Source organism: Arthrobacter sp. E70, assembly GCF_058266945.1.
In genome coordinates this window covers 46,718-70,607 of the sequence record NZ_JBYQFR010000015.1, presented here as the reverse complement: position 1 = coordinate 70,607, position 23,890 = coordinate 46,718, and the positions used below count along the sequence as shown (strand labels likewise).

The 23,890-nt window shown below is 65.7% G+C and carries 23 protein-coding genes; 2 read left to right on the top strand and 21 right to left on the bottom strand.

All coding sequences use genetic code 11. From position 1 onward, the window contains the following. Positions 1-19: 19 nt before the first annotated feature. From AC3IMC_RS17380 to AC3IMC_RS17355, 6 genes are all read right to left on the bottom strand, one after another. Positions 20-931 carry a sugar phosphate isomerase/epimerase family protein gene (locus AC3IMC_RS17380; protein ID WP_490919927.1) on the bottom strand — a complete coding sequence of 304 codons (912 nt, stop codon included), beginning with the start codon at positions 929-931 and terminating at the stop codon, positions 20-22. Between the two features lie 23 nt (positions 932-954). Continuing rightward, complete coding sequence (locus tag AC3IMC_RS17375; protein WP_490919926.1) at positions 955-2,469, bottom strand: CoA-acylating methylmalonate-semialdehyde dehydrogenase; 1,515 nt, start codon at positions 2,467-2,469, stop codon at positions 955-957. A gap of 42 nt (positions 2,470-2,511) precedes the next feature. Beyond that, positions 2,512-4,488 carry a 3D-(3,5/4)-trihydroxycyclohexane-1,2-dione acylhydrolase (decyclizing) gene (gene iolD / locus AC3IMC_RS17370; protein WP_490919925.1) on the bottom strand — a complete coding sequence of 659 codons (1,977 nt, stop codon included), beginning with the start codon at positions 4,486-4,488 and terminating at the stop codon, positions 2,512-2,514. 2 nt (positions 4,489-4,490) lie between these two features. Beyond that, the gene (locus tag AC3IMC_RS17365; RefSeq protein WP_490919923.1) at positions 4,491-5,429 is read right to left on the bottom strand and encodes a Cgl0159 family (beta/alpha)8-fold protein; all 939 of its coding nucleotides are present in this window, start codon (positions 5,427-5,429) and stop codon (positions 4,491-4,493) included. Then, complete coding sequence (iolC, locus tag AC3IMC_RS17360) at positions 5,426-6,442, bottom strand: 5-dehydro-2-deoxygluconokinase (RefSeq protein WP_490919922.1); 1,017 nt, start codon at positions 6,440-6,442, stop codon at positions 5,426-5,428. Before iolC ends, AC3IMC_RS17365 begins: the two co-directional genes overlap by 4 nt. Positions 6,443-6,633: 191 nt before the next feature. Next, positions 6,634-7,038 carry a tautomerase family protein gene (locus AC3IMC_RS17355; RefSeq protein ID WP_490919920.1) on the bottom strand — a complete coding sequence of 135 codons (405 nt, stop codon included), beginning with the start codon at positions 7,036-7,038 and terminating at the stop codon, positions 6,634-6,636. Positions 7,039-7,187: 149 nt separating this feature from the next. Between AC3IMC_RS17355 and AC3IMC_RS17350 the strand changes: the two genes are divergently transcribed. Together AC3IMC_RS17350 and AC3IMC_RS17345 are read left to right on the top strand one after the other, a co-directional pair. After that, positions 7,188-7,547: an ArsR/SmtB family transcription factor gene (locus tag AC3IMC_RS17350; RefSeq protein ID WP_490919919.1), complete on the top strand. Its 360-nt coding sequence runs from the start codon at positions 7,188-7,190 to the stop codon at positions 7,545-7,547. Further along, positions 7,544-8,026, top strand: coding sequence for an SRPBCC family protein (locus tag AC3IMC_RS17345; RefSeq protein ID WP_490919917.1), 483 nt, complete (start codon positions 7,544-7,546; stop codon positions 8,024-8,026). Before AC3IMC_RS17350 ends, AC3IMC_RS17345 begins: the two co-directional genes overlap by 4 nt. On the opposite strand, the gene AC3IMC_RS17340 is transcribed toward AC3IMC_RS17345, so the two are convergent. The 15 genes from AC3IMC_RS17340 to AC3IMC_RS17270 all read right to left on the bottom strand — a co-directional run bounded on the left by AC3IMC_RS17340 (position 7,984) and on the right by AC3IMC_RS17270 (position 23,817). Next, entirely contained in the window at positions 7,984-8,802 is an 819-nt protein-coding gene (locus AC3IMC_RS17340; protein WP_490919915.1) for a triose-phosphate isomerase family protein, read from the bottom strand. The two genes, AC3IMC_RS17345 and AC3IMC_RS17340, sit on opposite strands and share 43 nt — an antisense overlap. A 26-nt stretch (positions 8,803-8,828) precedes the next feature. Continuing rightward, entirely contained in the window at positions 8,829-10,175 is a 1,347-nt protein-coding gene (locus AC3IMC_RS17335) for an MFS transporter (RefSeq protein WP_490919914.1), read from the bottom strand. 93 nt (positions 10,176-10,268) lie between these two features. Further along, positions 10,269-11,036, bottom strand: a complete 768-nt coding sequence (locus tag AC3IMC_RS17330; RefSeq protein WP_490919912.1) for an SDR family NAD(P)-dependent oxidoreductase — start codon at positions 11,034-11,036, stop codon at positions 10,269-10,271. Between the two features lie 28 nt (positions 11,037-11,064). Then, positions 11,065-12,018 carry a 3-hydroxyacyl-CoA dehydrogenase family protein gene (locus tag AC3IMC_RS17325; RefSeq protein WP_490919911.1) on the bottom strand — a complete coding sequence of 318 codons (954 nt, stop codon included), beginning with the start codon at positions 12,016-12,018 and terminating at the stop codon, positions 11,065-11,067. Next, the gene (locus AC3IMC_RS17320) at positions 12,015-12,509 is read right to left on the bottom strand and encodes a ribose-5-phosphate isomerase (protein ID WP_490919910.1); all 495 of its coding nucleotides are present in this window, start codon (positions 12,507-12,509) and stop codon (positions 12,015-12,017) included. Before AC3IMC_RS17320 ends, AC3IMC_RS17325 begins: the two co-directional genes overlap by 4 nt. A gap of 9 nt (positions 12,510-12,518) precedes the next feature. Next, a complete protein-coding gene (locus tag AC3IMC_RS17315; protein WP_490919909.1) occupies positions 12,519-14,240 on the bottom strand; it encodes a dihydroxyacetone kinase family protein in 1,722 nt (573 codons plus the stop codon). Between the two features lie 39 nt (positions 14,241-14,279). Then, entirely contained in the window at positions 14,280-15,278 is a 999-nt protein-coding gene (locus AC3IMC_RS17310) for a sugar phosphate isomerase/epimerase family protein (RefSeq protein ID WP_490919907.1), read from the bottom strand. A 141-nt stretch (positions 15,279-15,419) separates the two neighbouring features. Beyond that, entirely contained in the window at positions 15,420-16,109 is a 690-nt protein-coding gene (locus tag AC3IMC_RS17305) for a GntR family transcriptional regulator (RefSeq protein WP_490919906.1), read from the bottom strand. 120 nt (positions 16,110-16,229) lie between these two features. Then, a complete protein-coding gene (locus tag AC3IMC_RS17300; RefSeq protein WP_490919904.1) occupies positions 16,230-17,006 on the bottom strand; it encodes an SDR family NAD(P)-dependent oxidoreductase in 777 nt (258 codons plus the stop codon). 9 nt (positions 17,007-17,015) lie between these two features. Continuing rightward, positions 17,016-18,365 carry an MFS transporter gene (locus AC3IMC_RS17295; RefSeq protein WP_490919902.1) on the bottom strand — a complete coding sequence of 450 codons (1,350 nt, stop codon included), beginning with the start codon at positions 18,363-18,365 and terminating at the stop codon, positions 17,016-17,018. Between the two features lie 229 nt (positions 18,366-18,594). Further along, positions 18,595-19,326 carry a FadR/GntR family transcriptional regulator gene (locus AC3IMC_RS17290; RefSeq protein ID WP_490919901.1) on the bottom strand — a complete coding sequence of 244 codons (732 nt, stop codon included), beginning with the start codon at positions 19,324-19,326 and terminating at the stop codon, positions 18,595-18,597. Between the two features lie 181 nt (positions 19,327-19,507). Further along, positions 19,508-20,410, bottom strand: a complete 903-nt coding sequence (gene sucD, locus AC3IMC_RS17285; protein ID WP_486414243.1) for a succinate--CoA ligase subunit alpha — start codon at positions 20,408-20,410, stop codon at positions 19,508-19,510. Between the two features lie 11 nt (positions 20,411-20,421). After that, complete coding sequence (gene sucC / locus AC3IMC_RS17280; RefSeq protein ID WP_490919899.1) at positions 20,422-21,591, bottom strand: ADP-forming succinate--CoA ligase subunit beta; 1,170 nt, start codon at positions 21,589-21,591, stop codon at positions 20,422-20,424. A 224-nt stretch (positions 21,592-21,815) separates the two neighbouring features. Next, entirely contained in the window at positions 21,816-22,493 is a 678-nt protein-coding gene (locus AC3IMC_RS17275) for a hypothetical protein (RefSeq protein WP_490919963.1), read from the bottom strand. A gap of 28 nt (positions 22,494-22,521) precedes the next feature. After that, positions 22,522-23,817 (bottom strand): glycosyltransferase, encoded by a 1,296-nt coding sequence (locus tag AC3IMC_RS17270; protein WP_490919898.1) that lies wholly within the window; start codon positions 23,815-23,817, stop codon positions 22,522-22,524. Between the last annotated feature and the right edge of the window lie 73 nt (positions 23,818-23,890).

Here is a 23,890-nt window from a genome sequence, read left to right as displayed (position 1 = left end):
TTTTGGTCTTTGGGACGGGTTAGTTGACGGCGGTGCGGGAGCCGCAGGACAACAGGTAGTTGCGCGTGCGCTTGGCGATAGGCATCGGAACATCGAAGGCCACGGGGTACATGTCCTGCTCCACGATGCCGAAGATGGGCCGGTTCAGGGCTTCCACTGCTTCGATCACGGCGCGCAGGTCAGGCAGGCCGTTCGGCGGTTCAGTCATGACGCCGGCCAGGTTGGCAGCTGCCCACGTCATGTTTTCCTCATTGACCTTCTTGAGGATCTCCGGGTTGATCTGCTTCAGGTGCAGGTAGCCGATCCGGTCCGGGTAGTTCTTGATCAGGTCCAGGCTGGAGGCGCCGCAGTATTCGGCGTGTCCGGTGTCGAGGCAGAGGTTCAGGTACTGCGGGTCCGTGGCGCCCAGCAGCGTTTCGATGTCCTCCTGCGCGCCGACATGTGAGTCTGCGTGGGAATGGAACTGCTGCTTCAGGCCAAAGTCCTCCAGCAGGGTCTTGCCCAGGCGGTTGTGGCCTGCAAACAGGTCGTTCCAGGCCTTCTCGCTCAGCGTTCCGCTCTCCACTGCCTCGCCGGTGACGTCGTCGCGCCACATGGCCGGGATGACCACGATGTGCTCGCCACCCATGGCCGCGGTAAGCTCCGCCACCTTGCGGGCCGGTTCCCAGGCGGTTTCCCACTGGTCCAGCCCACGGTGGAAGGCGGTGAACACAGTGCCGGCCGACATCTGCAGGTCACGCTGCTTCAGCTCCTCCGCCAGGCGGGTGGGGTCAGTGGGCAGGTAGCCGTAGGGACCCAGTTCGATCCACTTGTAGCCGGATTCGGCCACTTCGTCGAGGAACCGCTCCCAGGGGGTCTGCTTGGGGTCGTCCGCGAACCAGACACCCCAGGAGTCCGGCGCCGTGCCGATGATCAGCTTGTTCTCAGTCATGACAGCGTGCTCTCTCTCGGGGATCAGTTGGAGGGGAAGTTGTAGGAGGCGCCGGAGGCGTGGTGGGTTTCGGGCCAGCGGGAGGTGATGACCTTGCCGCGGGTGTAGAAGCTTACGCCTTCGGGGCCGTAGATGTGCTTGTCGCCGAAGAGGGAGGCTTTCCAGCCGCCGAAGGAGTGGTAGGCCACCGGGACGGGCAGGGGCACGTTGATGCCGATCATGCCCACGGTCACCGAGCGCTGGAATTTGCGGGCGGCGGCGCCGGAGGAGGTGAAGATGGCGGTGCCGTTGCCGTAGGGGTTGGCGTTGATCAGCGCGATGCCGTCTTCGAGGGTGTCCACCCGGACCACGACGAGGACGGGTCCGAAGATTTCCTCTTTGTACGCGGTCATTTCGGTCTTGACGTGGTCGATCACGGTGGGGCCCACCCAGAAGCCGTTCTCGTGGCCGGGGACCACGAGGTCGCGGCCGTCCACGACCATGGCGGCGCCGGCGGTTTCGGCTTCGGTGACGATCTTGACGATGCGTTCCTTGGAGGCCGGGGTGATGACCGGGCCCATTTCGGCGTCGGGTTCGGTGCCGTTGTTGACCTTGACGGCTTCGGCGCGTTCCTGGACCTTCGCCACCAAGGCGTCGGCGGCGTCTCCGACGGCGACGGCGACGGAGATGGCCATGCAGCGTTCCCCGGCGGAGCCGAACGCGGCGGCGGCGAGGTGGTCGGCGGCGTTGTCCAGGTCGGCGTCGGGCAGGATGATGGCGTGGTTCTTCGCCCCGCCCAGGGCCTGGACGCGCTTGCCGTGCTTGGTGGCGGTCTCGTGCACGTATTGGGCGATCGGGGTGGAGCCGACGAAGGAGATGCCGTCCACGTCCGGGTGGGTCAGGAGCCCGTCGACGGTTTCCTTGTCGCCGTGCAGGACCTGGAACACACCGTCCGGCAGGCCTGCTTCCTTCCAGAGCTTGGCCAGCAGCAGCGAGGCGGAGGGGTCCCGCTCGGAGGGCTTGAGGATGAACGCGTTGCCCGTGGCGATCGCCATCGGCGCCATCCACAGCGGCACCATGACCGGGAAGTTGAACGGGGTGATGCCCGCGACCACGCCAAGGGGCTCGCGGAAGGAGAACACGTCGATGCCGGTGGAGACCTGGTCCGAGTAGTCACCCTTGAGCAGGGTGGGAATGCCGCAGGCGTATTCAACGACCTCGAGGCCGCGGCCGATCTCGCCCTTGGCGTCGGAAAGGACCTTGCCGTGCTCCGCGGTGACCAGCTGGGCGAGTTCGTCCACGTGCGCGGCGACCAGTTCACGGAACTTGAACAGCACGGCGGTGCGCTTGGCCAGCGAGATGTCGCCCCAGGTGTCGGCGGCCTTGCGGGCCGCGGCGACGGCGGTGTCCAGGTCGGCGCGGTTTGCCAGGCGCAGTTCGCCGGAGACGGCGCCGGTGGCCGGGTTGTACACCGGGGTGGTGCGGTCACCCTCGCCGGCGGTCTCGGCGCCGTTAATGAAGTGGTTAATGACGGTGGTTTCGGTGGTGGTGGCAGTCATGGGACTCTTCCTTGAGTGGTTCGAAGGGGATGAGGAGAGGGGTCAGCCGAGCAGTTTGCGCTGGCGTGACTTGTGGTCGACGTAGGTCTGGAAGGCGGCCTTGGTGGAGTCCAGTTCGGAGACCTGGGAGACGGGGACGTCCCACCAGGACTCGGAGGACGGTGCATCCAGGAGCGGGTCGGATTCCACGTGGATCAGGATCGGACCGGTGCCTTCCGGGGCTGCCTTGGCGTCGCGGATGGCCTGTTCGAGTTCGGCAATGACCTTCTCCCCGGGCTCAATCCGGATGACCTTCACGCCGAGGGACTCCGCGTTCAGGGCCAGGTCCACCGGAAGGGTTTCGCCTTCGTCGAAGCTGTGCTGCTCTTCGTTCAGCTCCCGGTATTGGGTGCCGAACCGCTGCGACCCGAGGGATTCGGAGAGCGAGCCGATCGAGGCGTAGCCGTGGTTCTGGATCAGGACCACGATCAGTTTGATGCGTTCGGCGACGGCGGTGACCAGTTCGGTGTGCATCATCAGGTAGGAGCCGTCCCCTACCATCACGACGACGTCCCGCACCGGTGCGCTTTCCCCGCCTGCCGCCGTCGTGCTTGCCCCTTCAGCGATTGCCGCACGCTTGACGCCCAGGCCGCCGGGGATCTCATAGCCCATGCAGGAGTACGCGTACTCGACGTGGTAGCCGAACGGATCGCGGACGCGCCACATCTTGTGGAGGTCACCGGGCAGGGACCCGGCCGCGCAGATGACCACGTCGCGGGCGTCCATGGCCCGGTTGGTGGCGCCGATGATCTCGTTCTGCGCCGGCAGCGGGGTGTAACGGGTGTCGAAGGCCTCGTCCACGGTCGCGTCCCAGCGCTTCTTCTCCGCGGCGACCTTCTGCTCGAGGTCGGCGCCGACACGGTACCCGCCCAACGCTGCGTTGAGCTTGACCAGGGCCTTGCGGGCGTCGGCGACGATCGGCAGGTGCGTGCCGTGCTTGTACGCATCGATCGGGGCCACGTTGATGTTCACGAACTTCACGTCCGGATTCTGGAAAGCGGTCCGGGACGCGGTGGTGAAGTCCTCGTAGCGGGTGCCGATGCCGATGATCAGGTCCGCCTCGGCGGCGATGGCGTTGGCCGCCGTTGTACCCGTCGAGCCAATGGCACCGAGGGAGTACTGGTGGTCCCAGGGCAGGACGCCGACGCCGGCCTGCGTGTTGCCCACCGGGATGCCGGTCAGCTCCACCAGTTTGGCGAGTTCGTCGTTGGCGTAGGCGTAGAGGACGCCGCCGCCGGCGATGATCAGTGGACGCTTCGCGGCGCGGATGGCCGCGGCGGCGCGGGCGATGTCCTCATCGTCGGCGTCGGGGCGACGGATCCGCCATTCCCGCTCGGCCAGGAACTCCTCGGGGACGTCGAAGGCTTCGGCCTGGACGTCCTGCGGCAGCGAGATGGTCACTGCGCCCGTTTCGGCGGGGTCGGTCAGGACGCGCAGGCCGTGGTGGAACGCGGAGAACAGCTGCTCCGGCCGGTTCACCCGGTCGAAGAACTTGGACAGCGGCCGGAACGCGTCATTGACCGTCAGGTCGTAAGCGTAGGGCTGCTCAAGCTGCTGCAGGACGGGGTCCGCGGCGCGGGTGGCAAAGGTATCGGACGGCAGCAGCAGTACCGGGAGCCGGTTGGTGGTGGCCAGCGCGGCGCCGGTGAGCAGGTTGGACGAGCCCGGGCCGATCGAGGTGCTGATGGCGTAGGTCTGGCGGCGGCGCGTGTGCCGGGCGTACCCGACGGCCTGGTGGACCTGGGCCTGTTCGTTCCGGCCCTGGTAGTACGGCATCAAGGACGGGTCCAGCTGCTGGTACTGCTTCAGCGCCTGGCCCACTCCGGCCACGTTGCCGTGCCCGAAAATACCGAACGTGCCCGGGATCAGCCGCTCCCGGTACTCAACTCCGCCCACCGAGTCCACGGTGTACTGCCGGGAAAGGTATTCGACGACGGCCTGCGCCACCGTCATCCTGCGCGTTCCTGATGTTGTGCCCATGGCTAGTTCTCCGGGGTCTCGGTGGTGTGGTGCAGCAAGGAGGCGGCCGCGGCGACAGCGCCGGCGACGTCGCCGTCCTGTGGGTAGAGCAGGGTCCGGCCAACGGTCAGGCCCTGCACGCCGGGCAGTGCCAGCGCGGCACCCCAGGTGGCGAACACCTCGTCCTGGGACCCGTCCGGGTCACCGCCCAGCAGGACCGTTGGCATCGTGGTTGCGGCCATGACGCGTTCCATCTCCGCCACCACGGGAAGCTTCATCCACGTGTAGGCGCTGGTGGAACCCAGGCCCTCGGCAATGCCCACGGATTTAATGACGGCGTTGGTGGACAGGTCGTTGCGGACCCTGCCGTTTTCCCGCACGGACAGGAACGGCTCCACCATGGCGATCAACTTGCGCTCAGCCAGCGAATCAATCGCCTTCGCCGTCGCCTCCAGCGTGGCGACGGTGTCCGGGTCGCCCAGGCAGATGCGGGTCAGCATTTTGCCGCCGTCAGCGCCCAGGGCCTGCAGCGCGGCAGCGGTGTGACCCGTGAAGCGGTCATCAAACTCGTTGACCAGCCCGGACAGGCCTCCGCGGTTCATCGAACCGAACACCAGTTTGCCGTCCAGCGCCCCCAGCAGGAGCAGGTCGTCCATGATGTCCGGGGAAGCCAGGATGCCATCGACGGCGGGGTTGGCCAGCGCGATCTGCAAGCGGTCCAGCAACTGGCGCCGGTCAGCCATCGCCACGGGGTCGTTGCCGACGGCCAGGGCGCCGCGGGCCGGGTGGTCGGCGGCGACGATGAAGTTCTGCCGCCCGGCCTTCAGGCCGGGGTGACGGCGGCGCGCCTTCGCCGCGCGGGCCACAGCCTCAGGGTCTTCCAGGCGGATGGTGCTCAGGTGCTCGTAGCGGCGCGGATCGTCGTCCACAGCGTTGTTGGAGGCAATCGGGGTGAGGGTCACAGTGCTGCTCCTTCGGGGATGGAAGCGCCGGAAACTGCACCCGGCACGGTACGGCCACGTTCGGCCAGCAGCGAGGTGACCTCCTCCGGCGTCGGCATCGCATCAGCGCAGGACAGGCGGGAGGCGACAATCGCGCCGGCCGCGTTGGCGTAGTCCAGGACCTGTTCCAGCGGCCAGCCGGACAGCAGGCCGTGGACAAAGGCGCCGCCAAAGGAGTCGCCGGCACCCAGTCCGTTGAGCGTTTCCACGGGGACGGGTGCGGAGACCACGCGTTCGGTGCGGGTCTTGGCCATCACGCCTTCGGGGCCGAGCTTGACGACGGCGATTTCCACCCCGGCGGCCAGCAGACGGTCCGCCTGCTCATCCGGCGTTCCCTCGCCGACGGCGACGGCGCATTCCTTGTCATTGCCGATCGCGACGGTGACGTGCGGCAGGACCTTGGCGACCTCGGCACGCGCCTCTTCCTCGGAGGCCCAGAACATCGGCCGGTAATCGAGGTCCAGGATGGTGAACTGCCCCTCGGCCAGGCCGGTGCGGGGACGGGCCTCGTGGGCGGCGATGTGCGCGCTCCGGGACGGTTCCTGGGACAGCCCGGTCACCGTCGACCAGAAGATCCCGGCCCCGCGGATCGCGTCCAGGTCCAGCTCTTCCGCCTTGATCTGCAGGTCAGGCGCGGTGGGAAACCGGCCGTAGAAGTACAGCGGGAACTCGTCCGTCGCCGGCTTGATCGCACAGAACGTCACCGCAGTCTGCAGGCCGGCAACCGGGGTGACGAACGTGTCGTCCACGTTGAACTTACGCAGTTCGCGGTGCAGGTAGGTGCCGAAGGGATCATCCCCGGTACGGGTGATGACGCCGGTCCGGCGGCCATGACGGGCGGCGGCAACGGCAACATTCGACGGCGAACCGCCCAGGTACTTGCCGAAGGAATTGACATCCTCCAGGCCAACCCCGATGTCGTTCGGGTAGATATCAACGCTGATGCGCCCGATCGTAAGAAGCTCGTGGGTCACGGGAATCGTGGACCTTTCTGGTGTGGAACTCGGGTCCTTTGAGGGGCAGGAGTTCCGGGACTGGCTGGCCGTGGCGTGGGCCACAGGCACTACTTTGCCCTAGATCGAATGTCCTGTCAAAGGTTTGTACTGACATACTTACAACGAGGGTTTTGCCGCTGCCCGCTCCCCCAACGCGCGGGCGTGGAAACCTACTTTTTCGGCACGGCAAGCTCGCCGGTCACGTACTGCGCGCGACCAAAGCCGAACGACCAGTCGCCGGCAGTGTTTTCGACGTAGCCAATGAACACATCCTCACCGGCCACTCCGGCGCCGGCCAGCTTTTCCGCCACCGCGGCGAAGAGGCGCTGCTTGGCTTCCTGGGACCGTCCCCCCTGGGTGAAAATCTGGATCATCACCACTCCTCCCGTCCGCTCGAAACCCAGCCCGGCATCCTGGGCGAAGATCTGCCCCTGGGGGTGCTCCGTGAGGATGTGGAAATAGTCCCGCTCCGGAATCCCATACTCGGCAAGGATCGCGTCGTGGATCCCCCTGCTCAGGCGCTGCAGTTCCTCCGCGCTTCGTCCTTCATTCACGTCAATGCGTACAAGTGGCATGCCATCTCCTGTTAAAGTTTGTACTGACATACTAACAAAGCTCTTCGACAACAAACAAGACCTCAGCACTTGCGGGAGGCGTGGGACAGGATTATGGTTAAACAACCAAAAGGTTGATCAATGTAAGTGTTGATCAAGAAAGGGCAGCAATGAGCTCGGAGAGTGCGGGTTTGGACTCGGCCTTCATGGCCCTGGCCGATCCGGTGCGGCGGAGCATCATCGCCCGGCTCAGCCGGGGCCCGGCAACGGTCAATGAATTGGCGGAACCCTTCGAGATTTCCAAGCAGGCGGTCTCGAAGCACATCCAGGTACTCGAGCAGGCGCAGCTGGTCACCCGCACCAGGGACGCGCAGCGCCGGCCCGTACACCTGAATCCCGCACGGCTGGAGGCGCTCACCGCCTGGATCGACCAGTACCGGCTGGTCCGCGAGGAGCAGTTCCGCAGCCTCGATGCCGTGCTTGAATCCAGCGCCGGGCAAGCGGCGCCAAAGGCAAAGGACATGCCATGAGCAATCCACTGAAGATCACTGCGCCGGAGGGACTCCCCTACATCGACTTCGAGCGGGAGTTCGATTTTCCGGTTGCCGATGTATTCCGGGCGCACAAGGACCCCGCGCTCGTCAGCCAATGGCTGGGCCCGCGGGGCATGAAGATGGAGATGGACCACTACGACTTCCGCACCGGTGGGAGCTACCGGTACATCCACACGGGCCCGGAGGGAATCCCCTATGAGTTCCGCGGAGTCTTCCACACAGTGCGTGAAAATGACTTCGCCTTGCAGACGTTCGAGTTCGGCGGTTACCCGGACTCGGTCAGCCTGGAGTCGATGACCTTCGAGGAGCTCGACGGCGGGCGTTGCCGCCTGCGGGGCCATGCCATGTACCAGAGCATGGAGGCGCGGGACGGCATGCTGCACTCAGGCATGGAAGGCGGAATGTCCGAAGGTTATGAGCGGCTGGACGAGCTGCTGGCGGGCGCGTCGGTCTGACGGGTAAGCAACGCTTCGTCCAGCACCCGGCCCAGGTTCGCGGCATCGTGGGCAAACCGGCCCAGGAAGAGGCCGTCCGCCGCCGGCAGTTGCGGGAGCAGCCCGGGGCCGGCGCTGCCGCCGTAGATGATGGGACATACGGCGTCCAGTGCGGCGCGGATCAGGGTCAGGACATCGTTGACGTGCTGCGCCGGGGCGGGTTCCTCCGCCCCGATGGCCCAGACGGGTTCATAGGCGAGGACCAGGCTGCTGAGAAGAGTGGCGTCTCCGCCCGTGGCTGCCCTGACCTGCCCCAGGCAAAAGTCGGCGGCAGCACCGGCGTCGAGCCTTTCACTCTCGCCGATGCAGAGCAGCGGGGTGAGGGAATGGTCGACGGCGGCCCGCACCTTGCGGGACACCACGTCGTCCTCCTCGCCAAAGAGTCTGCGGCGCTCGGCATGGCCTATCTCCACCAGCGAGACGCCAAGTTCGGCCAGCATCCCGGGGCTGACTTCCCCGGTCAACGGCCCGTCACCCCAGGCGCAGTTCTGCGCGCCGAGCAGGACGGGTGAGCCGGCCAGGATGCGCCCGGCCGGTTCGAGGACGGGGAAGGACGGGATGACGAACACCCGGACCGGAGAATCCTTGGCGGAGTCCATGGCCAGTCCGGGCCTTGCGTCGACCACGGAGCGAACCTCCGACAGCCAGCGAAGGCTTGCCTGGTATCCCAGGTACATTTTGGTGCTGACACCTACATATACGGTGCCGTTGCGTTCGCTGCTGCCGGAGGCGCTCATGGGTTTTCCTTGTGTTTGCGGAATGCTCAGTCGAGCAGTTCGTCGGCCTTGTTCTTGAACCGCTTGGTGGCGAACATCATCGCTGCCGCCACGAACGGCAGGACACCCAGTGCGTAGACGCCCATGGATCCGGTGGGTGACTGCGTGGCCTCGTTGACGGCGGTCCGCAGGATGGGTGCCACGAAACCGCCCAGGTTGCCCAGGGAGTTGATGAGTCCGATGCCCGCGGCTGCGGCGGATCCGGCGAGGAACGCCGTCGGATACGACCACACCACGGGGCCGACGGCGAGGAAGCTGCACACTGCCAGGGTGATGAAGACCATGCCGATGACCGGCTGGTGGTTGGTGCCTGCCCAGGCGGAGCCGAAGATGCACAGGCCGGTGGAGATGAACAGGATGGTGCCGAACTTGCGCCGTTTGGCTACCGTGTTGGCGGCCCGGCCGATGAAGTAGCAGGCGAAGATTCCGAAGAACCACGGCACGGCGATCAGCAGGCCGACGGCGAGCCCCACCTTCTGCCCGGTCAGGGACGCTACCTGCTGCGGCAGGAAGAAGGTCACGCCGTACACGGCAATCTGCAGGCAGAAGTAGATTGCCGTGAAGTACCAGACGCGGCCGTTCCGCATGGCGGCGAGGATGCCGCGGGGGCCGTGCTCATCCTTGATGTTGTCCTCAAGGGCCATGACTTCCTTCAGGGCGTACTTCTCCTCGCGGTTGAGGAACTTTGCCTTGTCCGGACCATTGATCAGGAAGAAGAAGGCGGCGATGCCGGCTACGACGGCGAGCATGCCTTCGACGAAGAACATCACCTGCCAGCCGTGCAGGCCGGGAACCTGGTCGCCGATGTTGATCAGCCAGCCGGAGAGCGGGTTGCCGATCATCTGGGAGAACGGCTGGGCCAGGTAGAAGATGGCGAACATCTGGACGCGGACCTTGTTGGGGAACCATTCAGCGAGGTACATGATCACGCCGGGGAAGAGCCCTGCTTCGGTCACGCCGAGGAGGAAGCGCAGGATCACGAAGGAGGTCTCGCCCTGGACGAACGCGAAGCAGGCCGAGACGATGCCCCAGGTGATCGCGATCCGTGCGAGCCAGACCTTGGCGCCGACCTTCTTGAGCAGCAGGTTGCTGGGGATTTCAAAGATGGCATAGCCGATGAAGAAGATGCCCGCGCCCAGGGCGAAGGCCGCGGCGGACACTCCCTTGTCCGCTCCCAGGGCAGCCTCGGCGAAGCCGACGTTGGTGCGGTCCAGGAACGAAACGACGTACAGGATGACCAGCATCGGCATCAGCCGGCGGGCCGCCTTGAAGATCGCGGACTTCAGGACCGGGCGGGCCAGAAGTTCCTTGGATGTTGCGGTGGTTTCAGACACAGCACTCTCCTTCGAGTGGTGACGTGGTGGTTTCCCGCGGGCCGGCGGCCCGCGGGGTTGTTTGTGGCACTTGGTTGTGGGAAACCGGTGCCGTCAGTGCATGTACAGGCCGCCGTCGACGTTCAGCGTCTGGCCGGAGATGTAGCCGGCATCCTCGCCAATCAGGAAGGAGATGGCCGCGGCGACGTCCCGGGTGGTACCCACCCGGTTCACCACCAGATCCTTCACGAGCTCATCCTTGCGTTCCTCGCTGAGGGTGCCGCCCATGATGTCCGTGTCGATGGGACCGGGTGAGATGGCGTTGACGGTGATGTCGTACTCGCCCAGTTCGCGGGCGGTGGCACGGGTCAGGCCGATGACTCCCGCCTTCGCCACGGAGTACGGGGTCTTGCTGAAGGTTCCGCCGCCGCGCTGTGCAGAGACGGAGGAGATGTTGACGATCCTGCCCAGCCGGTTCCTGGCCATGGACTCGGCTGCGCGGCGGGTGGCGTAGTGGACACCGTTCATGTTGATGTTCACCACCCGGTCCCATTCCGCGCCGTCGAGTTCAAGGTAGGGCACCGGGGAGCTGACGCCGGCAATGTTGGCCAGGGCCACCAGCTGGGGAAGTTCGGCCTCGATCTCGTCGATGGCTGCCCGGACCGACGATTCGTCGGCGATGTTGGCGCCGGCGCCGTGGGCCTTGACGCCATGCGTTTCCGCGAGCTCCTTGGCTACCGCTTTGCAGGCAGCGTCATCGAGGTCGATCACGCCGATGTTCCAGCCGCGCTCGGCGAGGTAGTCCGCGGTGGCCCGGCCGATGCCGCGCTCGGAGACGGCCCCGGTGACGATCACCGTGCGGTCTGCGGGAAATGCTGTCATGAATATTCCTTCGAAAGTTTTTGTGCCATTAGTGCAGCGGCGCCGGGCCGAGTTCCTCAATGAGCTTCTGCATGGCGACGTACGCCTTGTTCCGGTAGGCCACCAGGGCCGCAGTCCGGTCGGCGGGGACATCGAGGAATCCGGAGCCGGTCTTGGTGCCAAGCTGGCCGGCGTCCACCTTGTCCTGCAGGATCTTCGGGGTGGCGAACCGCTCCGGGAAACCGGTTTGCAGCGACTTGTAGCAGAAGGCGTAGACGTCCAGCCCCGCCATGTCGGCGATGGCAAAGGGGCCGAAGAACGGCAGCCGGAAGCCGAAGGTGGTGCGGACCAGGGTGTCCACGTCCTCGGCACTGGCGATGCCTTCCTCCACCACCTGGGCGGCTTCGTGGAAGAGGGCGTACTGGAGCCGGTTCAGCACGAAGCCGGTGACGTCCTTGACGGTGGCGGTTTCCTTGCCCGTCTCCCCCACGATGGTGCGGGCGGCCTGGACCGTTGCTTCGGAAGTTCCCTCGTGCGGGATGACTTCCACGCCGGGAATGAACGGGGCGGGGTTGGAGAAGTGCACGCCCAGGAAGCGCTCAGGGTTGTCGACGACCTCGGCCAGTTTGGCAATGGAAATGGTGGAGGTGTTGGAGCCGATGATGGCGTCGGGGCGCGCAGCGGCGCTGATCCGGCCCAGGGTGGCGTGCTTGATCTCAAGGACCTCCGGCACCGCTTCCTCGATGTACTCCGCGTCAGCTACCGCTTCTTCGATGTCCTTGGCGGCCCAGAGGTTTTCCTTCAGCAGGTCCGTGGCATTGGCCGGGAAGAGGCCTGCCGCGACGAACTCGTCGGATTCCTTCAGCAGCCGTTCGTAGTTGCTCTGGGCGATTTCGGCGGAGACGTCCGCCAGGGCCACACGGGCTCCGGCGAGCGCCAGGACCTGGGCGATTCCGCCGCCCATGTAGCCGGAGCCGACGACGGCGATGTTACGGGTGCTCATTTGGTTTCAAGTCCTTCCGACGCGCCCTCATATGAGCAGATGGCGTCTACTTTGGCCGCGGATGCGGAGTTTTCATCGAAGCGGTAGTTGAGCCACTCGCCCACCAGCTTCTTGGCAAGTTCCAGGCCGATGACGCGCTGGCCCATGGTCAGTACTTGGGCGTTGTTGGACAGCACAGAGCGTTCCACGGAATAGCTGTCGTGGGCCGTGACCGCGCGGATGCCCGGTACCTTGTTGGCCGAAATGGCCACGCCCAGGCCGGTGCCGCAGATCAGCAGCGCGCGGTCCGCTTCGCCGGCGGCCACCTTGCGGGCTGCTGCGACGGCCAGGTGCGGGTAGGCCGTGGAGTCGTCGGCGCCGACTCCGACGTCCTCCACCGAGGCAACGCGGGGGTCGGCCTCCAGCAGTTCACGCAGGGCGGTCTTGTATTCAACGCCGGCTTCGTCGTTGCCGACGACGATGCGCCAGCCTGGCTGGGTGTTCTCGGTCATGGGGTCTCCTTAGTTGCTTTCGATCGAGGCGGCGTAGTCGGCCACCCGGCGGGCGATGAGGCCGAAGGACACTGCCCCGGGGTCGGGGTGGCCCAGGCTCTTTTCCGCCAAAGGCCGGGCGCGGCCTTTCTTCGGGCTGAGCGCGGCAGTCGCGTCAGCGGCCTCTGCCGCCGCCTCCGCTGCCGCACGCAGGCTGCCGGCCAGGCTGCCGCCGTCGTCAATTGCCTTGGTGAAGGTGTCAGCGAACGGAAGCAGTGCGTCCACCATGGTCTTATCCCCCGCTTCGGCCTTGCCCAGGGTGATGATGGCGTCGCGGAGGGCGTTGACGGCTGCTGCAGCGTCTGCAGCCGTGTAGGAATCCTTGCTGCCCAGGGTCCTTCCGACGGCGGTGACGGCCGCGCCCCACAGGGCGCCGGAGGTGCCGCCCGCACGCTCGGCCCACTGCTCCCCCGCTGCTGCGAGGAGTTCCTCGAGCCCCGCGCCTGCAGCGTGGGACTTCTCAGCGGCGGCGACGGCGGCATCCACGCCTCGCCGCATGCCGATGCCGTGGTCGCCGTCCCCTGCGATGGCGTCCAGTTTTCCGAGCGCCTCCTCGTGTTCGACGACGACGGCCTGGGCCTCCTTCAGAGCACTCACCGCGGTGGCGGCCAGGGCGGTCGAGGCTGCGGTGGCGGCCAGCGCCGGCGCCGTTCCGGCCTCTGCCAGGGACTCCACGGAACGGGGCCGGCGGGGAGCCAGGTTGCCCTTCCGGAAGGCCGGGGTGTCAGCGGGCGCGGCCCAGAACTTCTCCAGTTCCTCGTCCAGCCAGAACAGCGTCAGGGACAGGCCGGACATGTCCAGGCTGGTGACCAGTTCACCGCATTCAGGTTCCACGATCTCGAGACCGGCCGCGGCCAGCAGGGCCTCGATCTTACCGAACAGCAGGAACAGTTCGTCGTACTTGACCGTGCCGAGGCCGTTGAGGATCGGCACAACACGGGTGCCGGCATTGTCCGGCTTGTCCTTCAGCAGCCCGTCCACCAGCAGCTTGGCCAGCTCGCTGGCCGTCGGCAGCGGCTGCTCCGAAATGCCCGGTTCGCCGTGGATGCCAAGCCCCACGGACATCATGCCTTCGGGCACCGTGAACAGCGGCTCCTCCGCTCCGGGAAGGGTGCAGCCCGCGAAGGCCACGCCGAGCGAGCGGGTGTGGTGGTTGGCCTTGATGGCGAGGCGCTCGACGTCATCCAGGGTGAGGCCCGCTTCTGCTGCCGCCCCGGCCACCTTGAAGACGGTCAGGTCGCCGGCGATGCCGCGGCGCTTGCCGATCTCTTCCAGTGGTGCGCTGGCGATGTCATCGGTGACCAGGACGGTCCGGGTTTCGATACCCTCGGCGTTCAGCTTCTCCTGCGCCTGGCCGAAGTGGAGGACGTCCCCGGCGTAGTTGCCGTAGCTCAGCAGGACTCCGCCACCGTTCTGGGATGCCTTGGCCACACGGTACACCTGGCCGGCGGCAGGGGAAGCAAACATGTTGCCGCAGGCACTCCCGGCCGCGAGCCCCGCACCCACCAGCCCGGCGAAGGCCGGGTAGTGGCCGGATCCGCCACCGATGACCAGTGCCACCTGGCCCTCGGGTGATTCAGTGGAGCGGACCACTCCGCCGTCAACGCGGGCCACGTACTGGCGGTTGGCGGCGACGAAGCCGTCGAGGGCGTCGTCTGCAAACTGCGCTGGATCGTCAAATATCTTTGTCATGATTCCTCGTTGAACCGGTTGTCGGTTGGGGGTGCCGGATTAACGGGCCGGGACTGCCGCCGGGGCCTGCCGGCCCTGGGCCACCAGGCTGGTGCCCAGTGCGTAGCCGTCGCGCTTGGGCAGCACCTGGCGGCGCAGGTAATCCTGGTTGGCCGCCGTGACGCTCAGGCCGTCGCCACCGTAGTGTTCCGTGCAGATGATGCCCTGGAAGCCAACGGAGATGGCGAACTGGAAGGCTTCGCGGTAGCTGATGAGGCCCGATTCCATGGGGGCCGGCATGGCGACGTACTGGTCCCGTGCCCGGTCCTCATCGCGGATGTAGTTCTTGACGTGCCAGTAGTTGGAGTACGGCAGGGTCTTGTGCACCAGTTCGCGCCAGTCCTCGATGGGACGGTGGAGGCGGATCAGGTTGCCCAGGTCGGGGTTGAGGCCGACGTTGGGCAGGTCGATGTCCTGGACGAGCTGCACGGAGGAGTCCCCCGTTCCCAGGTAGGTGTCCTCGTACATCTCCAGGGACACCAGGAGGCCCAGTTCGGCCGCGTGCTTGCCCACTTCGCGGATGCGGGTGACGGCGTTGTTCCACGCTTCCTTGTCCCCTACCGGATCCTTGTGGCCTTCCACGGTCCAGAACCACAGCTGCTTCTGCTGCTCGGGGGTGATGGCCTGGTGCAGGCCGATGGAGACAACCTCGCAACCGAGTTGCGCCGCGGCCTCCAGGGTGCGGTGGGTGTAGGCCAGGTTGTCTTCCCAGTTGCCTTCTTCGATCACGCTGCGGCGGATGGCGGAGATGGAGGGCAGGCCAACGCCGGCGGCGGTGGCGGCTGCCTTCAGCTCATCCAGCCGTGCGGCCGAGAGATCACCGGGACGGACCCAGCTGTCGGTGAGGTCGGCGTTGGTGAAACCGGCATCGGCCACTTCTTCAAAGACCTTCTGCCAGTCGCTGGCGGGAGCGTCCTGGGCGGTGGTTCCATCCGGCCTGGTTCCAGGGAACTGCAGCAGGGCTGCGGCAATGGGCCAGTTTTCAGCTGTGTACGGCATTGTCACTCCAGATCATGAATCGCATTTCCTATAGGATCTACGCTTAGGATGGGCCCTGTCAAGGGCCTGTGTAGTGTGCCTGCTCAGGGCAGGAATGGGTGGGGGTTGGTCAGCCGCGGCCGGTGACCCCGGGCGGAAGCGCTAGCTGCGTACTTCGCTGTCGTGCTGTGAGCGCTGCTTGACGCCCTCGATGTGGTCGATCATTTTTTGCCGGGCGAGTTCGGGGTCGCCGGACTCAAAGGCCTTGAGGATCTCGGTGTGCTCCGAGATGGCGTAGTCGGCGTCTGTCACGCCCAGGCCGCCGAAGAAACGGAAACGCTGCACCTGGCCGCCCAGCGCGTTGTAGGCGGACAGCAGGAACTGGTTGTCCGCGAACTCGGCGATGAGCCGGTGGAAGCGTTCATCCGCTTCCCAGTAGGCGCGGAACTCTGCGAAGGACGGACCCCGGGGCGCTGCCTTCAGGTCTTCGATGGCCTGCTCCAGCTGCTTGGCCAGTTCCGGGTCCGCGTGCTTGCAGGCCATGAAGGCGTTGGCCGGCTCAATCACCAACCGGGCGTCCATCAGGTCTGCCAGTTCTTCGGGGGAAAACAACGGAGCCACGCGATAACCGCGCAGGGCCATTCTCCGGACCATCCCGGTGGCTTCCAGCCGGGCGAGTGCCTCGCGCACGGGTGTTGGTGAAACATCCAGTTCCCTTGCCATCCCGTCGATGCTGACGGGCGTGCCGGCCTCCAACCGGCCGTCCATGAGGGCAACAAGAAGCGCTTCGTAAACGTGGTCGGCGAGGACCTGCCTGCTCACGCCGCCGGAGGCTTTGTTCTTGGTTGCCATGTAGAAATCCTATAGCCGGAAGATGCCCGCGAACGCGAGCATGAAGGGCACGGCGCCGCAGGACGCGGGCCTGAAGGTGCCGTGCCGCCGCCGGGCTGCACGGCACCTTCAGGACGGGTCTTAGGAAACCTGCAGTCCGCCGTTGATGTCGTACGTGGCGGCCGTAATGTAGCCGGCGTCCGCGCCGAGCAGGAATGCGATCAGGGCCGCGACTTCCTCGCGGGTTCCCACGCGTCCCATCATGATGCCCTCGGACATCTGGGCCTTGCGCTCGTCGGTCAGCGTGCCGCCCATGATGTCCGTATCGATCGGCCCGGGGGCGATGGCATTCACGGTGATGTTGTGCTCACCCACTTCGCGGGCCAGGGCACGGGTGAAACCGAGGATTCCAGCCTTGGACGCGCTGTAGGCAACCTTGGAGTAGGTGCCGCCACCGCGCTGGGCCGAGATGGAGGAGATGCTGACGATCCGCCCCAGCCTGCGCTGGATCATGCCCTTGAGCACCCGCTGTGACACGATGAACGTGCCGCGCATGTTGATGGCGAAGACCTTGTCCCATTCCGCCACGCTCGTCTCCATGAAGGGGGTGGGGGAACTGATTCCGGCGAGGTTCACGAGTCCAACGATCGGCGGAAGGGCCTCTTCGATCTCTGTGATGGCCCGGTCCACGGACGCTTCGTCGGAGACGTCGGCGCCCACGCCGATCGCCTTGACGGCCCTGTTGGATCCGATTTCCGCGGCCGCCGCCTGGGCATCTTCAGCGTTGATGTCCAGGATGGCGATGGACCAGCCCTCGCTGGCCAGGCGGTCTGCGGTGGCGCGGCCGATGCCGCGGGCCGAGGCCGCGCCGGTCAGGACAACGGTGCGTTCTGCAGGGAAGGTGTGCTGCTCAGTCATTGGTGTTTCCTAGTGGGTTTCGGCGGCAGGAACGGTGGCACCGGGGGCGGAGACACCTTCCGGCCGCTTGCGTGCGTAAAGGTAAGTGGCGACGGCGGTCACGGCGAGGCAGGCGGCCAGGAAGACCAGGCCGCTCTGGCTGTTACCGGTGGCGTCCTTGAGGATGCCCACGATGTAGGGCGCCACGAAGCCGCCCAGGTTGCCGAGCGAGTTGACCATCGCCAGCCCCGCGGCCGCCGCAGCGCCGGTAAGGGCTGCGGAGGGCATGGCCAGGAAGGGGGCGATCGCCGAGTAGATGCCCATGGCTGCGAGGGTCAGGAAGACCATCGCGAGCACGGCATTGACCGGAAGCAGGAACCCGGCCCCCAGGAGGCCGACGGCGGCGAGCACCATGCTCACGCTGGCATGCCAGACGCGGTTGCCGGTACGGTCGGACCGCTTGCTCCAGAAGTAGACGAAAACGGCTGCGATGGCGTACGGGATGAAGACGATGAACCCCACCTGCGTTGAGTCGAACTTGCCCAGCGCCTTGACGATGGTGGGCAGCCAGAGTCCCAGTCCGTAGATGCCGCAGACCAGGCCGAAGTACAGCGCCGAGTAGGCGATGGTGCGGGGGTCCTTGAGGCCGGCCAGGAAGTTGTGGTTGCCGGACTTCTGCTTGTGGGCCAGTTCCGCGGCCATGGTGGTGGAGAGCCATTCGCGCTCTTCGGGCTTCAGCCACTTGGCGTGCTCCGGGCGGTCGGTCATCACGAAGGGCGTGATGATGCCGAGGATGATGGCGGGGATGCCTTCGATGATGTACAGCCACTGCCAGCCGTGCAGCCCCGCGACGCCTTCGAGTCCCAGCAGCATGCCGGACACTGGAGCGCCCAGGGCGTTGGAGATGGGCTGGGCGAGGATGAAGATACCGAGCACGGTCACGCGCTGGGCGGCCGGGAACCAGAGGGTCAGGTAGAAAAGGATTGCGGGGAAGAAGCCGGCTTCCGCAGCGCCCAGCAGGAAGCGGATGACGTAGAAAGTGGCTTCACCGTTCACCAGGAACATGGCTGTCGCGAAAATGCCCCAGGTGATGAGGATGCGGGCGATCCACTTGCGGGCGCCGTAGCGGTACATGCCACCGTTGCTGGGGATTTCGAGCAAGGCGTAGCCCAGGAAGAAGATACCTGCGCCCAGGCCGTAGGCGGCTTCGGTCAGGCCGATGTCGTTCTGCATGCCGAGCTTGGCGAAGCCGACGTTATTGCGGTCGAGGTAGGCAATGAAGTAGAGGAGGACGATCAGGGGCATGAGCCGGCGCCTGACCTTGCGGAGGGTGGTCTCCCCGAGGTCGCTGAGTGCCGGGGCGGCTGCGCGGGCGCTCATCGGAGCCCTCCGGCGATGGTGTGGGGACCCATGAACAGGGAATGCGCGCACATAACGACTCCTTTGGCTGGCGGCATTATTGGGGGGGTGCTTGATATCAGATGTCTGATGTCTGTGTGAGATTCTAGTCACAGCGTCGTGAGCACGTCAATACGGCTGGGAAGGGGCGGGCGCGAAGACCTTTTAAGCGGGCAGGACCCACTGTGGAAAAGAGCCGGCTGTGGGTCTTTTAACCTGCGGTGGCACCGCTGCGGCTTGCCTCTGCGAGGTAGTGTTCGTAGTCCTCGAAGGTCTGGGTGATGTGGGCATCCATCGCGGAGCGCGCCACCCCGGGCTCGCCGGACGCGACGGCGGCCAGCACGAGTTTGTGGTGGTGGATGGCGTGGCGCTGCACATCAGGGAATGCGGAAGTCGCGCGGCGCATGGCGAACAGCAGCGTCGACAACTGGCCCAGCAGCGCCGGGACGAACGGATTGCCGGAGGCCCGCAGGATGCGGTCGTGGAAGGCGATGTCAGCAACGGTCAGGGCGTCCACGTCGCCGGCCTCGTGTGCGGCTTCCATCTCGTGCAGGCTTTGTTCCATCGCGGCAATGTCATCCTGGTTGTGCCGGACAGCAGCAAGTTCAGCCGCCCCGGTTTCCACCATTCGCCGAACCTCGAGCAGCAGCAGCGCCACCTGTTCGGAGGCCACGCCCCTGGAGGCCGCCTGCATGATGGCGTCCAGGCCGGTCCACCGCTCCGGCGGATTGACGAAAGTGCCAAGACCGCGTTTGACGTAGACGACGTTCTGCGCCTTGAGGACATTCATGGCCTCACGTGCCGTCAGCCGGCTGACCCCGGATTCCTTGGCGATATCCGCTTCAGGCGGCAGGGCGTCGTCGGGCTTTATCTCTCCACTGAGGATGTGCTCGAGGACTCTGTCCACGACGACGTCCACCAGCGTGCGCCGTGCTTCTGCCATCCTGCTCCCCTGCCTGGCCGCCGTGGCCCGTTTTGCCTCTTAAACCCTACTCGACGTCTGACATCCGGCGGCATGCGTTACGCGTATCGCCGCGAGAACGTCATTAAACGCGAAACGCGGGGCCTCCCCCGGGGTCCGTTGGACGGACCGGCCGGAAGTGGCCCCGCGTTACGCAGTTCTGCTAGAGCGCTGCGTAGACCTCACGCAGCAGCTTGGCGGTCTCGGACGGCGTCTTGCCGACCTTGACGCCGGCAGCCTCGAGGGCTTCCTTCTTGGCCTGGGCAGTACCGGCCGAGCCGGACACGATGGCGCCTGCGTGGCCCATGGTCTTGCCTTCGGGGGCGGTGAAGCCGGCAACGTAGCCGACGACCGGCTTCGTCACGTTGGCCTTGATGAAGTCGGCGGCACGCTCTTCGGCGTCGCCACCGATTTCGCCGATCATGACGATGGCCTTGGTCTCGGGGTCAGCCTCGAACGCGGCCAGGGCGTCGATGTGGGTGGTGCCGATGATCGGGTCGCCGCCGATGCCGATGGCGGTGGAGAAGCCCAGGTCGCGCAGTTCGTACATCATCTGGTAGGTCAGGGTGCCGGACTTGGAGACCAGCCCGATGGGGCCCTTGCCGGTGATGTTGGCGGGGGTGATGCCCACGAGGGCTTCGCCCGGGGTGATGATGCCGGGGCAGTTCGGTCCGATGATGCGGGTGACCTGGTTGCCGTCGGCGTCCACCTTGGACTGGGCGAGGGCCCAGAACTCGGCGGAGTCCTGGACCGGAACGCCTTCGGTGATGACGACGACCAGGCCGATGCCCGCCTCGATGGCTTCGACAACGGCGTTCTTGGTGAACGCCGGCGGAACGAAGACGATGGAGACGTCAGCGCCGGTTTCGGCCATCGCTTCCTTGACGGTGCCGTAGACGTTGATTTCGTTGTCGCCGTGCAGGACGGTGGTGCCGGCCTTGCGGGCGTTAACGCCACCGACGATGTTGGTGCCGGCCTTGAGCATCAGGGCGGTGTGCTTGGTGCCTTCGCCGCCGGTGATGCCCTGGACGATGACCTTGGAGTCCTTGTTGAGGTAGATAGACATGGTGCGTCCCTTTACTTAGCTGCGTTGGCGAGCTCGGCGGCCTTGTCGGCGCCCTCGTCCATGGTGGCGGCCAGGGTAACCAGCGGGTGGTTGGCCTCGGTGAGGATGCGGCGGCCTTCCTCGACGTTGTTGCCGTCGAGGCGGACGACCAGCGGCTTGTTCGCGGAGTGGCCGAGCTCGGCCAGTGCACCCACGATGCCCTTGGCGACTGCGTCGCAAGCGGTGATGCCGCCGAAGACGTTGACGAACACGGACTTGACCTGCTCGTCGCCCAGGATGACGTCCAGGCCGGCGGCCATGACCTCGGCCGAGGCGCCGCCGCCGATGTCCAGGAAGTTGGCGGGCTTGACGTTGCCGTGGTTTTCGCCGGCGTACGCAACGACGTCGAGGGTGGACATGACCAGGCCGGCGCCGTTGCCGATGATGCCCACTTCGCCGTCCAGCTTGACGTAGTTGAGGTCCTGCGCCTTTGCCTTGGCCTCAAGGGGGTCGGCAGCGTCCTTGTCCTCGAGCTGCACGTGCTTGGGGTGGCGGAAGTCGGCGTTCTCGTCCAGGGAGACTTTGCCGTCGAGGGCGACGATGTCACCGGCACCGGTCTTGACGAGGGGGTTGACCTCCACGAGGGTGGCGTCTTCCTTCTTGAAGACGTCCCAGAGCTTGAGGATGACGGCGGCGACCTTGCCGCGCAGTTCCTCGGCGAAGCCCGCGGCCGCGACGATTTCGTCAGCCTTGGCCTGGTCGATGCCCACGGCGGGGTCGATGGCGATCTTGGCCAGCGCTTCCGGGCGTTCGACGGCGAGCTGCTCGATTTCCATGCCGCCCTCAACCGAGCACATGGCAAGGTAGTTGCGGTTGGCCCTGTCCAGCAGGACGGAGAAGTAGTATTCCTCGGCGATATCCGCACCCTGGGCGATCATCACCTTGTTGACGGTGTGGCCCTTGATGTCCATGCCCAGGATGTTGGTGGCGTGCTCAAGCGCCTCGTCGGCGGACTTTGCGACCTTGACGCCGCCGGCCTTGCCGCGGCCGCCAACCTTGACCTGTGCCTTGACGACAGTCACTCCGCCGATTTTTTCGGCAGCTGCCTTTGCTTCTTCTGGGGTGTGCGCCACGATGCCGGCCAGCACGGGTACACCGTGCGCCTCGAACATATCGCGCGCCTGGTATTCAAACAGGTCCACGGTTTAGTGTCCTTCTACGTCGAAGTAGTTTCTGAACAGTCGGACACCATCGAAAAGACGATGACCGGGCTGCGGATTGCACGCACCGGCGGCCTGTCTGGAAACGAGCCACGCGGCGTAATGCTCCATGGGGAACTCTAGTCCTTTGGAGGGACCGGGCCGTCCCAGACTACCTCTTATGTGAGTAACGACACTATTCTATGAGGCGTAGAAAAACCGCGGAATTACGCGGTTTTTGGGGCTTCAGCGGGCGCCTTGGAAGAGTCTTTCCCCGGCCCGGGGACCAGTTCGTAACGTTCGGAGGAAACGAAGAATCCGACGCCGGCGGAGACGTTTCCGCATGCCACACCGCCGTTGTAGGCGGAGCAGCGCAGTCCGTTGCGTTCGATGTTTTGCCCGTCGGCCAGGACATGCAGTTCGGCCATGGGCCCGGACTTGCTCCCCTTGGGCCCGAACGCCGCCTCCATGGATGTGACGCCGGAGCGGCATTCACCGTACCGGACGTTGTCCGGGGCCAGGAGGGCGACGCCGCCAAGGTAGCCGAGGTTGGTCCCCGCGCAGTCGTCCTTGACGTCGGCGGGCCGGGGCGCAGGGTACCTGCCGAGTTCGCAGTGGGCGACCGGGACGGTGGGGAGCTTGTTGTTGGCGGCGTCGCTGTAGCGGTTCTGCTCATAGGGGACGTTCACGTGTTCTCCGCGGGCGGACGTGAGGGAGCAGGCAACGCTGTGGTCCGCCGTGATGAAGGCAAGGACGTCACCTCCCCCTGCCGAGAAGTCCTTCGGGTCGGCTAAGGGAGCCTTCTCCAGTTGTTCCAGGGGAGGCAGCGGAGCAGGCGGGACGTAGGAAGGGTCCTTGGTGGTCACGCTGCACGCCGTGGCCAGCAGCAGAAGGGCGGCGAGCATCCCCCAAACAGTCCGTCGCATGGTGCCATTATGCTTTACCGCGGCGGCGGCTGGCGCCGGCCACACGTTCGACCACCTCGGCTGCTGCCTGCGCGGCGTCCTTCCGTGCGAAGTCGTGCAGCATGTGCTGTGCGCGGTTCTTCCACTGCGGATCGGCCAGGATACTGTTCACCGCCTTGTGGATGTTCTCCGGGGAAGGGTTGTCGGTGCGCAGGTTGATGCCGGCACCTGCATACTCCACCCTGGCATTGACGTCGCTCTTGCCTTCATTGATACCGGACACCACCAGGGGGACGCCCTTGGAAAGGGCCAGCTGCACCCCGCCGAAGCCGCCGTTGGTGACGAAGACATCCGTGGATTCGAAGACAGCGGCAAAGTCGACGTAGTCCCGGATGTGGATATTCGGTTGCGGGTAGCGCCCACACAGCTCCGCTGTGTTCCTGCCTCCCGTTGCCACAATGACCAGCGCATCCGTGTCCTTGAGCGCCTCCAACGCGGGAATGATGAGCTTGTTCTGGTCCGCATTGTCCACCGTGCCCTGGGTGACCACGATGGTGGTGGCATATCCACGCGGCAGGTCTTCCCGGGCTGCCCCTGGGCGCCGGTATGGCAGGAGGGCCCCCACGTATTCCACTTTGGGGTTCCTGGTGCGGCGCGGAAAATCAAGGGACTCCGTGCCAGCCTGGATGACGGCGTCCGAGCACCGGTACGCGTCATCGGTGAGCCTGGTCCCTTTGGGCACCGCCTGGCCATAGAAGGTGTGCTGGCGCCGGTAGCTTTTGTGGGCCGGGCGGAGAATCACTTTGTCTGACAGCAGCCCGGCAGTCCCCTGAAGCGCCTTCTCAACAGGGTTCCGCGGCGGCCGGAAGCCGAAGAAGAGCGGCGGCACCAGGGGATCACTTTCCATGTTGGGGATGACCACTACATTCACCACCGGTTTGCCCAGCACGTGCGCAACGAGCCGCTGGATGAACATGGAGTGGTCCACTACCAAGGCATCGAAGGGGAATTCCTCGTCGAGCTCCCGGATATCCTCGAAAAAGTTGCTGATGTTGCTGGCGAAGATCTTTTCACCGTCAAAACCGATGGCCAGGGGTCCCTTGAGTTTCGCCCGCTCCGGATACAGCTCGAAGAGGTTGTCGGCGCGGTGTTCGACGGCCCGTTTGAAGGGAAAGAGGGAAATCCCCAGGTCTTGGAGTTTGCCGGCGAACACCGGGCCGGTGTACCAGCGGACGTCGTGGCCGCGTGCCTTGAGCTTCATGGCCACTCCGGTCATCGGATTGAAGTGGCCGTCAATTGCCTGGCTCGCGAACAGGATGTTCATGGTCCCACTCCGACTCCGGATACGGCTGCTGGGGAAACGTCCCTGAACTGTAGACCCCGCCTCCCGGGCCGGA

What these genes read in the sequence shown, in the direction of transcription:
- AC3IMC_RS17380 (WP_490919927.1), bottom strand. Translation starts at nt 931, where the DNA reads ATGACTGAGAACAAGCTGATCATCGGCACGGCGCCGGACTCCTGGGGT.
- AC3IMC_RS17375 (WP_490919926.1), bottom strand. Translation starts at nt 2,469, where the DNA reads ATGACTGCCACCACCACCGAAACCACCGTCATTAACCACTTCATTAAC.
- iolD (WP_490919925.1), bottom strand. Translation starts at nt 4,488, where the DNA reads ATGGGCACAACATCAGGAACGCGCAGGATGACGGTGGCGCAGGCCGTC.
- AC3IMC_RS17355 (WP_490919920.1), bottom strand. Translation starts at nt 7,038, where the DNA reads ATGCCACTTGTACGCATTGACGTGAATGAAGGACGAAGCGCGGAGGAA.
- AC3IMC_RS17350 (WP_490919919.1), top strand. Translation starts at nt 7,188, where the DNA reads ATGAGCTCGGAGAGTGCGGGTTTGGACTCGGCCTTCATGGCCCTGGCC.
- AC3IMC_RS17345 (WP_490919917.1), top strand. Translation starts at nt 7,544, where the DNA reads ATGAGCAATCCACTGAAGATCACTGCGCCGGAGGGACTCCCCTACATC.
- AC3IMC_RS17340 (WP_490919915.1), bottom strand. Translation starts at nt 8,802, where the DNA reads ATGAGCGCCTCCGGCAGCAGCGAACGCAACGGCACCGTATATGTAGGT.
- AC3IMC_RS17330 (WP_490919912.1), bottom strand. Translation starts at nt 11,036, where the DNA reads ATGACAGCATTTCCCGCAGACCGCACGGTGATCGTCACCGGGGCCGTC.
- AC3IMC_RS17325 (WP_490919911.1), bottom strand. Translation starts at nt 12,018, where the DNA reads ATGAGCACCCGTAACATCGCCGTCGTCGGCTCCGGCTACATGGGCGGC.
- AC3IMC_RS17320 (WP_490919910.1), bottom strand. Translation starts at nt 12,509, where the DNA reads ATGACCGAGAACACCCAGCCAGGCTGGCGCATCGTCGTCGGCAACGAC.
- AC3IMC_RS17315 (WP_490919909.1), bottom strand. Translation starts at nt 14,240, where the DNA reads ATGACAAAGATATTTGACGATCCAGCGCAGTTTGCAGACGACGCCCTC.
- AC3IMC_RS17310 (WP_490919907.1), bottom strand. Translation starts at nt 15,278, where the DNA reads ATGCCGTACACAGCTGAAAACTGGCCCATTGCCGCAGCCCTGCTGCAG.
- AC3IMC_RS17305 (WP_490919906.1), bottom strand. Translation starts at nt 16,109, where the DNA reads ATGGCAACCAAGAACAAAGCCTCCGGCGGCGTGAGCAGGCAGGTCCTC.
- AC3IMC_RS17300 (WP_490919904.1), bottom strand. Translation starts at nt 17,006, where the DNA reads ATGACTGAGCAGCACACCTTCCCTGCAGAACGCACCGTTGTCCTGACC.
- AC3IMC_RS17295 (WP_490919902.1), bottom strand. Translation starts at nt 18,365, where the DNA reads ATGAGCGCCCGCGCAGCCGCCCCGGCACTCAGCGACCTCGGGGAGACC.
- AC3IMC_RS17290 (WP_490919901.1), bottom strand. Translation starts at nt 19,326, where the DNA reads ATGGCAGAAGCACGGCGCACGCTGGTGGACGTCGTCGTGGACAGAGTC.
- sucD (WP_486414243.1), bottom strand. Translation starts at nt 20,410, where the DNA reads ATGTCTATCTACCTCAACAAGGACTCCAAGGTCATCGTCCAGGGCATC.
- AC3IMC_RS17275 (WP_490919963.1), bottom strand. Translation starts at nt 22,493, where the DNA reads ATGCTCGCCGCCCTTCTGCTGCTGGCCACGGCGTGCAGCGTGACCACC.
- AC3IMC_RS17270 (WP_490919898.1), bottom strand. Translation starts at nt 23,817, where the DNA reads ATGAACATCCTGTTCGCGAGCCAGGCAATTGACGGCCACTTCAATCCG.